The sequence below is a fragment of the Rothia mucilaginosa genome (assembly GCF_964210535.1).
Taxonomy (GTDB): Bacteria; Actinomycetota; Actinomycetes; order Actinomycetales; family Micrococcaceae; genus Rothia; species Rothia mucilaginosa_F.
Genome location: NZ_CAXOMR010000037.1, coordinates 1 through 13,082, shown reverse-complemented (window position 1 = coordinate 13,082; position 13,082 = coordinate 1). Strand labels below are relative to the sequence as shown.

Annotated in this window: 9 protein-coding genes; 5 read left to right on the top strand and 4 right to left on the bottom strand. The window is 58.0% G+C overall.

The genetic code is table 11. The annotated features are described in order from the left end of the window. Positions 1-180 precede the first annotated feature (180 nt). From AB8C10_RS09135 to erm, 3 genes are all read left to right on the top strand, one after another. Positions 181-1,359 carry an IS256-like element IS1249 family transposase gene (locus tag AB8C10_RS09135; RefSeq protein ID WP_005323424.1) on the top strand — a complete coding sequence of 393 codons (1,179 nt, stop codon included), beginning with the start codon at positions 181-183 and terminating at the stop codon, positions 1,357-1,359. Positions 1,360-1,408: 49 nt separating this feature from the next. Then, positions 1,409-1,474 (top strand): erythromycin resistance leader peptide, encoded by a 66-nt coding sequence (locus tag AB8C10_RS09130; protein WP_071569110.1) that lies wholly within the window; start codon positions 1,409-1,411, stop codon positions 1,472-1,474. Between the two features lie 99 nt (positions 1,475-1,573). After that, on the top strand, positions 1,574-2,428 hold the full coding sequence (gene erm, locus AB8C10_RS09125) for a 23S ribosomal RNA methyltransferase Erm (RefSeq protein ID WP_016459102.1): 855 nt from the start codon (positions 1,574-1,576) through the stop codon (positions 2,426-2,428). Between the two features lie 255 nt (positions 2,429-2,683). Here the strand turns inward: erm and AB8C10_RS09120 are convergent, their stop codons facing one another. Next, on the bottom strand, positions 2,684-3,994 hold the full coding sequence (locus AB8C10_RS09120) for an ISL3 family transposase (protein WP_049353248.1): 1,311 nt from the start codon (positions 3,992-3,994) through the stop codon (positions 2,684-2,686). A 449-nt stretch (positions 3,995-4,443) separates the two neighbouring features. On the opposite strand from AB8C10_RS09120, the gene tet(W) reads away from it, so the two are divergent. Beyond that, positions 4,444-6,366, top strand: coding sequence for a tetracycline resistance ribosomal protection protein Tet(W) (tet(W), locus tag AB8C10_RS09115; RefSeq protein ID WP_070824660.1), 1,923 nt, complete (start codon positions 4,444-4,446; stop codon positions 6,364-6,366). A gap of 220 nt (positions 6,367-6,586) precedes the next feature. On the opposite strand, the gene AB8C10_RS09110 is transcribed toward tet(W), so the two are convergent. Further along, positions 6,587-7,879, bottom strand: a complete 1,293-nt coding sequence (locus AB8C10_RS09110; protein WP_368867543.1) for an IS30 family transposase — start codon at positions 7,877-7,879, stop codon at positions 6,587-6,589. A gap of 146 nt (positions 7,880-8,025) precedes the next feature. Between AB8C10_RS09110 and AB8C10_RS09105 the strand changes: the two genes are divergently transcribed. Next, positions 8,026-8,313, top strand: coding sequence for a hypothetical protein (locus AB8C10_RS09105; protein WP_204371245.1), 288 nt, complete (start codon positions 8,026-8,028; stop codon positions 8,311-8,313). Positions 8,314-9,221: 908 nt separating this feature from the next. On the opposite strand, the gene abc-f is transcribed toward AB8C10_RS09105, so the two are convergent. Both abc-f and AB8C10_RS09095 read right to left on the bottom strand, forming a co-directional pair. After that, positions 9,222-10,691: a ribosomal protection-like ABC-F family protein gene (abc-f, locus tag AB8C10_RS09100; RefSeq protein ID WP_005987409.1), complete on the bottom strand. Its 1,470-nt coding sequence runs from the start codon at positions 10,689-10,691 to the stop codon at positions 9,222-9,224. Between the two features lie 261 nt (positions 10,692-10,952). Beyond that, positions 10,953-12,239 (bottom strand): MFS transporter, encoded by a 1,287-nt coding sequence (locus tag AB8C10_RS09095; protein ID WP_005987410.1) that lies wholly within the window; start codon positions 12,237-12,239, stop codon positions 10,953-10,955. Between the last annotated feature and the right edge of the window lie 843 nt (positions 12,240-13,082).

Genomic DNA, 13,082 nt, shown 5'->3' with positions numbered 1-13,082 from the left:
GGGCCGGTGGCGATACCCAGGGTTAAGGGTCAAAATGTGTGTCCGGAATCGCGGATTTTCACGGATTGACCTGTAGGTTTCCGGAAAGTATATGCTCCGGAAGCATATATCTAGCCCCCGACGGGAAATCCTCGGTGTGGCAGCCGTGATGTGCTATGCGCGGCGTGGTGTGGTGTCGCAATGTCGAAGAACCAACCACGCTGCCACTGCGGCGGTGAAATGAAACGCAACGGCACCACCAGCAAAGGCACCACCAGATGGCGCTGCAAACAATGCGGCGCCTCCAGCGTCAAACGTCGAAACGACATCACCAACGCGGCAGTGTTCACCCAGTTCATCGAGCATTGCACCACCGCAATATCACTCGACGACCTAGCCAAACGAAACGGTGTTAGCCGCGCCACCATGAAGCGGCGCTTCAAGTGGTGCTGGCTCGTTGATGTGCCTGACCCCACCGCCGGCCACCACAAGCGGATCTACGACCAGGTATTTCTCGATGGCACCTACACCGCCGGTGGCTGCCTGATCGTCGCGGCGACCATCGACCACGTGATCGCCTGGCACTGGTGCAAACACGAAACCACCCGCGACTACCAACTGCTGCTTGAACGCATCGAAGCCCCACTCATCGCCGTCATCGACGGCGGCCAAGGCGCATACAGCGCAATCAAAAAGTGCTGGCCGACTACGAAAATTCAACGCTGCCTCGTCCACGCCCAACGCGTGGTCCGCCGCTACACCACCACCAACCCACGCACCGATGCCGGGCGCACCATCTACCGACTTGCGCTGAAACTGACCCGGATCACCACACTGGATGAAGCCGCCGCGTGGGGTGTGCAACTGCACGAGTTTTCAACGATCTACCGGGAATGGATGAACGAGAAAACCATGATCAAAGACCCCAAAACAGGTGCATGGACCCGCGTGTGGACCCACCACAACGTGCGCAAGGCCTACAACAGCCTCAACCATCTTTGGCGGTCCGAGATGCTGTTTGTCTACCTCAACCCGCCAGCAGGAGTCCTTGCGCCCGAGCGGATCAAATCCACCACCAACAGCTTAGAAGGCGGCATCAACGCCCAGCTCAAACTGCTCGCCAGAACCCACCGCGGCAGATCAGGCGAACGACAACGCCGCATGCTGGATTGGTGGCTCTACTTAAAAACGGAACTGCCTGACGATCCAGTACGAATCGCCAGGCAGTCCGACTGGGGCCAGGGCCAACTCGCCAAAGTATCCACCCTGACCCAAACCGAGAACCAAGCCGACCACGAAACAGGACGCCCAGCCCTCTACGACAACGCTATCGACACCGACTACACCCACTCAATCGGCATTCAAAAAGGCCAAATCTAACCCCCGCGACACGCCGAGCCAGACACACATTTTGACCCTTAACCCTTTAATGGATATAATTAGACCCATGTTGATTTCAGGTACCGCTTTCTTGCGGTTGCGCACCAACCGCTAAGGCGGTTTCCTACCCCGTAGGTTAAAAACCGCTCCGGTCCTTTAGCCGGGCGGCTATTTGTCATGCCCGGCTCCCTTTCAAATCCAAGGAGCACACCTGATGTCTGCATACGGACACGGCCGTCACGAGCATGGCCAAAATTTTCTCACCAACCACAAGATCATCAACTCCATCATCGACCTTGTGAAACAAACCTCCGGCCCCATCATTGAGATCGGACCAGGAAGCGGTGCCCTCACTCACCCGATGGCCCACTTGGGGAGGGCGATAACGGCAGTTGAAGTGGACGCAAAACTAGCTGCCAAAATCACACAAGAAACCTCCTCGGCGGCGGTCGAAGTGGTCCATGATGATTTCCTTAACTTCCGGTTACCCGCCACTCCCTGCGTCATTGTGGGAAACATTCCCTTTCACCTCACCACTGCCATTCTTCGAAAGTTGCTGCATGCGCCAGCATGGACTGACGCTGTACTCCTCATGCAGTGGGAAGTCGCTCGCCGCCGGGCCGGGGTAGGCGCAAGCACGATGATGACGGCTCAGTGGTCCCCATGGTTCACATTTCACCTGGGTTCTCGGGTACCAAGGCCTGCTTTCCGGCCACAGCCAAACGTTGACGGGGGGATCTTAGTGATCCGCCGGGTGGGTGACCCGAAGATTCCGATAGAGCAGCGCAAAGCCTTTCAGGCGATGGTGCACACCGTTTTCACTGCCCGGGGACGCGGGATAGGGGAAATTCTCCGAAGGGCAGGGTTGTTTTCATCACGTTCAGAAACACAATCATGGTTGCGCTCGCGAGGAATCGACCCCGCGACCCTACCTCCCAGATTGCACACCAACGACTGGATCGATCTCTTCCAGGTGACTGGTTCCTCTCTACCTCACCATCGACCCATTTCACCATCGGGAAGTAGTCAACGACCTCCTCAACGGAAAAACCGAAGCCGGCGGCGTTAATCCCCACCAAAACCGAAATCCACCAGTAGTACTAAAAGGGCTCTTCCGGTTTTAGAGTGCATTGATTAGTTCGCCGGGGGTTCGGGCGTGGCACAAGATATTGGGGTCCTTGGCTTTGTAGGAAAAAGGTATCTAATCCATCCGTACAAAACTAAGGACCTACTGTGCAGCCTAACGGAAATGTCATCGTCGATACCATCTGCCGCACCGCAAAACTAGGAACTACTATCACCGGTGCCACAGAAAACGGGCTCTTCATAATTGGGGGTGTAGTTGGGGTCTGAATCCGCCGGTTTCGAGGAGGCAGCGGGTGATGTAGTGGGTGAGGTTACGGAACCCGAGGGCGGAGCCGCGTAGGTGTTCGAGGCGTCCGTTGATGGCTTCGGTAGGGCCATTGGAGGTGTGGGGGTGGTCGAAGTAAGCCAGGATGTCCCCGGCTCGGCGTTTGAGTGTCCTGCCCAGCGTGATGAGCTCGGTCAGACCCCTCGGTACACGCGTGGAGGTCAGGGTGTTGATTTCGGCTTCCATCAGGGCCTTACCCGCGTCCGTGTCGGGCGCGCGGTAGGCGTCGATGATGTTCTGGTAGGCGCTCCAAGTGACCTCGAGCGCGACGTGCTCCTCACCGGAAAACAGGTTGAGTAGTTGGTGCTGCTGGCGTGGCGTGAGCAGGCATGAGCGGGTGTGTAACATCCTGCGGGCCTTGTACAGGGGGTCGGTGGCACGCCCGCGCCGGTGGTGGAGTTCTTGCTGAATGCGTCTGCGACACTCATCCAAGGCGTTGCCAGCCAGGTGCACGACGTGGAAGGGGTCCATGACCGCCCTCGCGCCGGGGAGTTCTTCAGTGGCTGCGCTTTTGAACCCGGTGAATCCATCCATCGCGACGATCTCGATGCGGCTTCGCCACGTGTCGGGGCGGGAGGCCAGCCAGGTTTTGAAGACCTGCTTGGAGCGACCCGGGACCATGTCCAAGAGTCGGGAGGGGCCGCTGCGTTCTCGGATGGGTGTCAAGTCCAAGATAACGGTGACGTATTTGTCTCCGTAGGGGGTGTGGCGCCACACGTGTTCATCCACCCCGATGACACGCACGCCATCGAACCGAGTTGGATCATTGATCAGTAGACGCTGGCCTTCACCCAGGACAGCGGTGTTGGCGGTATTCCAGGACACACCGAGGGCCTGGGAGATACGCGCCACCGTCAAATGATGAACGACCAGCCCAGTGAGCGCCCAGCGCACCGCCGCACGCGAGAGCTTGGCGCGCGGATCGGCCGCTTGGCTCATATCTTGACGCCACACATGGGCGCACTCCTGGCACCGGTAGCGGCGCACGCTCACGTGCAAGATCGTGGGGCGCCACCCGTAAGGCTCGTGCGCCAAGCGCCTGATCACCGTGTCACGCGACTCGCCCTGGCATCCGCAGCGTCGACACCACCGGTCCTCACCAGCAATCCGGCAAGCCAACACTGCATGGTCTGGCCACATGCGCTGGCCCGTCACTTCCAGGCCCAGGTCATCCAGGCGCGTGAACGCGCTCAGGTCAGGGCGATCAAAGATAGTATTGGCCATGTCGAGGTCTTTCAGATGGACGGTGTAGCAATCTCCATCATCGGAAGACCTCGACCCCTACCCGGCCACGACACGCCCAACCCCGCCCACAACACCTACACCCTCAAATGCGAAGAGCCCTTTTAGGTACTTGCTTTCCTAAAACTGATGTGATACAATGATTTAATCCAGAAAAGGAGTAAAAAATATGCGGCAAGGTATTCTTAAATAAAACTATAATCAAATAGTGGGAACAAAGGATTATGATAGCTCCTTTTGTAGGGGCTTAGTTTTTTGTACCCAATTTAAGAATACTTTTGCCTTATCAATTTTGACATATCCCCAAAAACAGCAATCACAAACAGGTGTATGCTGTATATGTGTATGTCCGCAACTTATAATCCCCAGCGGTAAAAGTATTAGCCGCTGGGGATTTTTGCGCCCATTCGGGCCTTGTATGGAGGATAGACATGAACATTATCAATATCGGGATTCTTGCCCATGTAGACGCTGGAAAGACGACCTTGACGGAGAGTCTGCTATATGCCAGTGGAGCCATTTCAGAACCGGGGAGCGTCGAAAAAGGGACAACGAGGACGGACACCTTGTTTTTGGAGCGGCAGCGTGGGATTACCATTCAAGCGGCAGTCACTTCCTTCCAGTGGCACAGATGTAAAGTTAACATTGTGGATACGCCCGGCCACATGGATTTTTTGGCGGAGGTGTACCGCTCTTTGGCTGTTTTAGATGGGGCCATCTTGGTGATCTCCGCTAAAGATGGCGTGCAGGCCCAGACCCGTATTCTGTTCCATGCCCTGCGGAAAATGAACATTCCCACCGTTATCTTTATCAACAAGATCGACCAGGCTGGCGTTGATTTGCAGAGCGTGGTTCAGTCTGTTCGGGATAAGCTCTCCGCCGATATTATCATCAAGCAGACGGTGTCGCTGTCCCCGGAAATAGTCCTGGAGGAAAATACCGACATAGAAGCATGGGATGCGGTCATCGAAAATAACGATGCATTATTGGAAAAGTATATCGCAGGAGAACCAATCAGCCAGGAAAAACTTGCGCGGGAGGAACAGCGGCGGGTTCAAGAAGTCTCCCTGTTTCCGGTCTATCATGGCAGCGCCAAAAAGGGCCTTGGCATTCAACCGTTGATGGATGCGGTGACAGGACTGTTCCAACCGATTGGGGAACAGGGGAGCGCCACCCTATGCGGCAGCGTTTTCAAGGTTGAGTACACCGATTGCGGCCAGCGGCGTGTCTATCTGCGGCTATACAGCGGAACGCTGCGCCTGCGGGATACGGTGGCCCTGGCCGGGAGAGAAAAGCTGAAAATCACAGAGATGCGTATTCCATCCAAAGGGGAAATTGTTCGGACAGACACCGCTTATCAGGGTGAAATTGTTATCCTTCCCAGCGACAGCGTGAGGTTAAACGATGTATTAGGGGACCCAACCCGGCTCCCTCGTAAAAGGTGGCGTGAGGACCCCCTCCCCATGCTGCGGACGTCGATTGCGCCGAAAACGGCAGCGCAAAGAGAACGGCTGCTGGACGCTCTTACGCAACTTGCGGATACTGACCCGCTTTTGCGCTGCGAGGTGGATTCCATCACCCATGAGATCATTCTTTCTTTTTTGGGCCGGGTGCAGTTGGAGGTTGTTTCCGCTTTGCTGTCGGAAAAATACAAGCTTGAAACAGTGGTAAAGGAACCCACCGTCATTTATATGGAGCGGCCGCTCAAAGCAGCCAGCCACACCATCCATATCGAGGTGCCGCCCAACCCGTTTTGGGCATCCATCGGACTGTCTGTTACACCACTCCCGCTTGGCTCCGGTGTACAATACGAGAGCCGGGTTTCGCTGGGATACTTGAACCAGAGTTTTCAAAACGCTGTCAGGGATGGTATCCGTTACGGGCTGGAGCAGGGCTTGTTCGGCTGGAACGTAACGGACTGTAAGATTTGCTTTGAATACGGGCTTTATTACAGTCCGGTCAGCACGCCGGCGGACTTCCGCTCATTGGCCCCGATTGTATTGGAACAGGCATTGAAGGAATCAGGGACGCAACTGCTGGAACCTTATCTCTCCTTCACCCTCTATGCGCCCCGGGAATATCTTTCCAGGGCTTATCATGATGCACCGAAATACTGTGCCACCATCGAAACGGTCCAGGTAAAAAAGGATGAAGTTGTCTTTACTGGCGAGATTCCCGCCCGCTGTATACAGGCATACCGTACTGATCTGGCCTTTTACACCAACGGGCAGAGCGTATGCCTTACAGAACTGAAAGGGTATCAGGCCGCTGTCGGCAAGCCAGTCATCCAGCCCCGCCGTCCAAACAGCCGCCTGGACAAGGTGCGCCATATGTTCAGTAAGATCACTGGTTGATTTCCGATCCCAACCGAACACATTGAGCTGACGGCACGCTCCCGCAGTTAACCGAACGCCCCCGAGGTCCTATCCGGGCCCCGGGGGCGGCATTTTCCCAGTTGAAGGAATGGTGGAGATGTGTTTCGATGGGTCCGGTGGCCATGCTCCGCCCGCCGCCCGGCACCTCTTCCCAGACTCAGCCGGACGGTCGGTCCGTCTATTCCGTTTTTCTCCTAGGCTAGGCCAGCGGGGCATCGCCCCTCTCTGCGCGCGCCCTCTCGATGAGCCCCGGCGTCAGGTCGAGATCGCCGAGCGGCACGTCCTCCACGCCGTAGGCGTCCAGCAGCGCCGCCGCGTCCTCCCCGAGCATCGCCCTGAAGGCGCGCGCGGGCGTCGCGAAGCCGAGCGCGCCGCGGGGCTCGGAGTTCACGTGCGACATGGCCAGCGCCAGGTCGGCCGGGGCGAGCCGGTCGAACCTGATTCCGGCGCCCTTGGGCAGCAGCTTCCTGATCTCGACGTGGTTGCGCTCGCAGGCGCCCTTCTGGTCGCTGCGCCTGGGGTCGCAGTAGAACAGCCTCGTCTCGCCCGGCCCCTCGCCGAGCAGCGCCGCGATCGCCGCCTCGTCGGAGAACTCGGCGCCGTTGTCGGTGAGGACGGCGCGGAACACGCGGCGCGTCCCGTCGGCGCCGAGGATGGCCCGGACGCCCTCCAGGGCGTCCGCGACGCACCCGGCGGTCTTCTCCTCCAGCGGCAGCGCGAGCTGGAGCCTGCTGGGGCGGTGCAGCAGCGTGAGCAGGCAGGCGGAGTCCTCCCGGGCCCCCTCGACGGTGTCCATCTCCCAGGCCGCGGCGCACGCGTCCTCCCCGAGGGCGAGGAACGCGGCATGCGACCTGCGGGCGGAGTGGCGGGTCGCCGCCCGGCCCGCGGCGCGCTTCCTCGGCCTGTAGCCGACCTTGCGCCTGAGCTCCATGTTGGTCATGCCGTCGTAGCCCGCCGAGACCCAGCGGTAGATGGTCGACGGCGACAGGTCCACCGGGCCGCCGTTGCGCGCCGCCATCTGCTCGGGCGACAGCCCCCGGCGCAGGCAGTCCCTTATCGCCTCCAGCCTGGCCGCCGCGGCGGGCTCGTCGGCGTCTATCCCGCGCCTGGACGAGACGAGGACCGAGTCGGCGCACAGCTGCGCGGCCCGGGCCTCGTAGAAGACGTGGGGGCGGCGCTTGCAGCCGATCGCGCGGTACCGGCCGCACCCGTTGCAGCAGCGCGGCCACGCCGCCAGGCGCGGGCAGGCCGCCGACAGGTCGGCGGAGGCGTCCACGCGCTCGCCGCGCCCGGCCTTCGGCGCCGTCACGAACCTGTGCGACGCCACCTCGGCGCTCACCGTCGAGGGCGACCTGCCCAGCTCCCTCGCGATCTCCCTGCACGACGCCCTGCGCTCCAGCATCCTCTGGACCGTGTCCCGCTCGTGCCTCGTGAGCCTTCCGTAGGCCCTCGGGACCGCCCTTGCGGAGCCGCTCTTCTTCTTTCCGGACATGCCGTCCTCCGATCTCCCGGGGCCGGCCGATCCGGCCCTCAGGGTATCGGGTTCCCACATTCATCCGCACATGTGCGGATGAATGTGGGAGGTGTTCGGATAAAGTTGATAATCAAGGTGAAGTCTCCAGCTCCAGCTACATGGATGTGTTCTATCCGAAGTACCAGGTGACCTGGGATATGATGAACGTTGCCGGTCCGAACAGCATGTTCATGCACTGCCTGCCCGCCAACCGTGGCGAGGAAGTCGTCGACGAGGTCATGGACGATCCCGAGCGCTCCCTGTGCTGGGTCGAGGCCGAGAACCGCAAGCACTCCATTCGCGCCATCCTGGCCACTCTGTGCCCCCAGAGCGAGCCCGACGAGCAGAAGGCTGCGGCATACCGCGCCACCATCAATGAGCGCATGGCCGCTCTCGGTAAGCACGGTCTGTAAGACGTACCAGGTCGGGCGAGCTACGGCTCGCCCGCCTTCGCAGGAGATGGGCGACCTCATGGCCATCGGCGAGGAGAACTGCAAGGTCTCCGACGACAACCGAGTGCATCAAGGGCGCCGACTTCATCTACACCGACGTGTGGTATGGCCTGTACGATGCTTTCTGATGGGCGGCAGCAGATGCTTGTCTCTTGCTGCCCATCATCTGCGCCACTGCGCGTAGGCACTGGCGCCCTGTCTGAAGTTAAACAGACCTTTCGAGTGTGCACGAAGTGATTGCGCCAACAACGAAGCCCCAACCTGCTCGCTAACTCATGGGCAAGCCACCTGAGACTACTCATTTCCCCTACTAGCAATGAAGGCCTGCAACCTGCAGTTTTGCAAACTGCTTGAAAGGCGCCTGCGTTGATTCACTTCCTATTGCAGCTGGCGGCTCGCACACGAAAAGGCACTTGAGTTTCAAAGCGGGCGTTTTCGTCGATATCGAACCTCTAAAGGCTGTCCGCCGTGCCCTTTGGGACAAAAACGAAAACTCAAAGCCCCGAGTTTGGAATGAGTTTTTGAGATTGCCCCGGCTTTTGTCCCCGAAGCCGATGAAACACGACATAGTGTTACTTGGCGGCACTCGGTTTGAGACGGCATCGAAAACTGAGGACAACTGGAATGTCGGGACAGTAAAACTGAAGCCATCGAGTGGGAGTAGGCCGATAGGGTTCTGACCTGCGATTTTGAGTGCCGCACTGTGCCGCTGAGTTTCGTTTCGTACGAGAGTCATGACAAAGCCACCAGCGACGGAGATGAGTAAAAGCGATTAAAGAGCCTCCGTTCCCTGCGTTGGGACGGAGGCTCTTTCTTTGCCGTTTTACTCCCTTGTCTCCGTTCGGGGATTATTTCTTGCTCATTTAGGGCTATTCGCGCTGAAAGATTTTGACTAGCTTGGTGTCCTTTATTTCGTAGACAATGTCTGCGACGTTCTCGACCAGCCTCTTATCGTGGGAGACGAACACTATCGTTCCGGCATAGGCGCTCATCATCTGCTCGAGGGCTTCGGCGCTCTTGATGTCCAGGTAATTTCCAGGCTCGTCCATGAGCAAGATGTTGTATCTGCCCAGCAGCATCTTCGCGAGTAGCAGCTTGATGACTTCGCCTCCCGAGAGAACGCCAACGTCCTTTGTCAGGTCGCGCGGTCCGATTCCCATAGAGGCGAGGATGCCTCGAATTTCGGTCATGCTGTACTCGCAACCATCCTGCATGAACGAGATCGCAGACTGACGGGCGTCGAACTTGTAGCCTGTTTGCTCGAAGTAACCGATCTCTGCCTTGGGAGAGATGTTGATACCGTCGGCGCGTCGAGCGATTGCCTTCAGCAGGCTGGTCTTTCCTGTACCGTTGCCACCGGTGATGGCCACTTTGGCACCGAGCGGTATCTCGAATTTCGCGTGGTCATAGAGCATGCAGTTGCCGAAGCTCAAGCTGAAATCGTCTGCCGAGATGGGAAATTTACTATGCAGTTCCAGGGCCTTGCTCTGGCGGAACCGCACGGCGCGAATGCTATCTGGGGCCTCAATCCCTTCGAGCGCTTCGAGGCGCTTCTCCATGTCCTTAGCCGCCTGGTACATCCTCTTCTGTTTGGTGCCGGTTGCTTTCTGATGCCCCAATCGACCTGCATACTCGTTGCTTTTTTTCGCAGCCTTCCGCTTGGCGTCGACCTGCCGTGCTTTTTTCCGTTGTTTTTCGATGGCGGCTTCGAGGCGATCGCGCTCGCGCATCGCCTCTTCGTATCGAGTCGCCTGAGCTTTGCGCTCTTCTTCTTTCTGTCGCAGATAGTCGGAGTAGTCACCCCAGAATTCGGAAATACCGCCGTCTTTGAGCTCCCAGATCTTGTCTACCACCTGGTCGAGAAAATGACGGTCATGGCTCACGATGAGCAGAGCCCCATCAAATGCCTTGAGTTGTCCGACGAGAAGGCGGATGCCGTCTTGGTCGAGGTGGCTCGTAGGCTCGTCGGCGAAGATCGCGCTTGCATGCTGGGAGAGTGCAGAGGCAATCTTGGCGCGTGTTTCCTCCCCGCCGCTCATCGTCTCCTGCGCCACTCCGGCGACGTTGAGACGGGAGAGCATCTCACCACTGTCCTGAGCCGCATCAAGGTCGAGTTCATCGAGTTGGCCGATGAGGGCAATGCTGCCGAAGCGCCTGACGTCGGCGTCCGCAATGGTAAGATTGCCGCTCAGAATTTTAAGCAGGCTGGTTTTGCCTGCGCCATTGTCTCCCACCAAGCCGATGCGATCGTAGGAGTAGATTTCCAACTCTTCGATATCTAGGATATCGCGGCCGGCATATTCCAAAAAGATGTCTTTAGCTTTGACTATGAGTTCCATAGGTTGAACCGCCTTTTGTGTATTAGCGTTTTACTGGAAGCGCAGCCATGCCAAAAAAGATTGCTCACGTCGATTTTTCGCCTTTGCCCAATTGCCGGCGCGAGCGTTTTGACCTTGCGCAAGCCGGCAAATCCGAAAATGATAGTTGGCGACGAATAAGGAGCGCGATGCGGAATGTCGGTGCAATACCTCGTCGTCGCAAGGGCTTGAAGGCTGACGCTTGAACCGATGGCTGCTGCCTCTTTTTTTCGAATACTTGGGCTATTGAATCTGCCCGGTATCTCTTTTCCCCGCGTTTCGGACGCTCGGAGCAAGCAGCATAGCCATCGCAAGCAGTACCATGGTCGCTCCAGAGCCGACGAACCATAACGGAGCTCCAAGCAGATCCGCAAAAACGGAGGGGGCTGCGAGGCCCATGGGCATGGCCCACGCCATGATGGTTCCGTAGAGGCCGAAAACGCGGCCTAGGTACTCAGGAGGTATCTGCTCCTGCATAAGGGCAGTCTGGGTTCCCGCGTACAACGGGGAGCATGCGCCCATAAGAAAGCTCACCGGCAGGAAAGCAGCGAACAATGACGGGCCGAGCGATCCGGATACGATTGCGGCAATGCCGAAGCCGGCAATCGCGGCGACCATGGTGAACGACCTATTGCGGAACCCTCCCGTGGCCGCCAAAATGCCGGACCCAGCCAGCATGCCTGCAGAAAAAAGGATTTCCACCAAAGCGGCATCCCCCGTGCTACCGCCAAAATGCCCCAAGGTCATTATTGGGAACAATGCCGCGAGCGGAGAGAACGCGAAAGCGAAGACGAACCCGCACCAAAGAAGGGCGAACAGCCCCCTGTACTCCCTAATCAGCTTGTAGCCGTCCGAAATCTCAGAGAAGAGCTCTCGAACCTTATTGGAAAAGGACAAGCTGCGGTCGGCTTCATCGAGGCCCCCTGCGTCTATCTGTGCGGCGAGGACGGCTAAAGAAGCGAAAAGCGCTCCCAGCACGTCGAGGACAATCATAGCGGTAATGCCCGCCACGGGATAAATCACTGCTGCAAGCGCGGCGCCAAGAATGTATCCGCCGGACTGAATCGCCTGAGTCACCCCCGATAGGCGAACGAGATGCTCTGGCGGGGCGAGATGGGGCGTGAGAGATTGGGAGGCTGGCGTGTAGAACGAAGTACCAACTGCACGGAGAAACAGGGCGATGAGAATTAGCCATGCAGGTAAGCTGCCGGCCAACGAGGCAATCGCCAAGGCGGCACCCACCGCGGCAATGAAGAGGTCGGCGCCGATGAGGACACGTTTCAAAGGCAGTCTGTCGACAACGGCGCCCGCAAGGATTCCGAACAAAGCAATCGGCAGAAAGCCTGCCAGCGATGCTAAGGAGAGGAGAGAAGACGACCCTGTCGTGAGGGCGAGATGCCAAATAAGACCCATTTGGAGAATCGAACTCGTCAATGTCGAAACGAGCTCCCCGCCCCATACGAAACAAAGCTTGAATTGCCATGAATGGCACAGCAGAACAGACCTGCCCCGAGAGGTTTCAAATATCATGGTTATGTCCAATCGTGAAATGGCGTGCAGAAAAACAGCGCGACGCCACAACAGCGCCGCTTTCTAGGCGCTCATCCACGTGCGGAAAAGACCAACCACGACACCCCTCCTTTGTTAATTCGGTCTGGCAAACCATGTAATATTAACGAGGCTTGAGTTTGCCTGTCAAGAATCGAGCATCGGTAAGGGCAATCCTCTCTGGCCATTCGATTCCTTTTGTATCTTTGGTTGCATAGGTGACCCGCCAGGGCTATTACGCGTGGAAGAGGCGCCTGCCGAGCTAGCCGATGAGGCGCTGAAGATGGCCCTGGTCAGGCGAAACGATCCCAAGGGATGCGTACATCATTCGGATAGTAAGAATGTTGCCAGCAGGTTTTGCGGCAACCGCAAAGGAGCCGTATCCTGCAGCTGGAATCACGTTGCAGCATCCTGACCCGCATTCCGATTGGCGGACGGCCCGCTTCGGCATCCTGACCAGCACAGCGATCGAGCCTTGTCATTCCTTGGATATGCCGGTTGCTCGGGGCGGTCCCGACGGAGGCCCTCGCCTCCCCGGTCCGTGACCCAAGAAGGGCAAGCATGCTGATCTGCATGGCTGGTTCCTCCTTTATGTAGACGACCATGCAAAGAAGGGACAACCGAGGAGGCAGGTTACTGATGCGGGCTCCCGCACGCCCATGACTACCCGACGGGCTGTTTTTCATCTCCGATGCCCGCATTGCAGCATGAACGAATGTGCCTCGACATCTCTGCTGGCATGGTACGACTGGGATCGCACCTCGACGCATCCTTGCGCATAGGTCAAGTCCTGTGGAGTGGTGTAATCGTTTTGTGTCCTTCGGG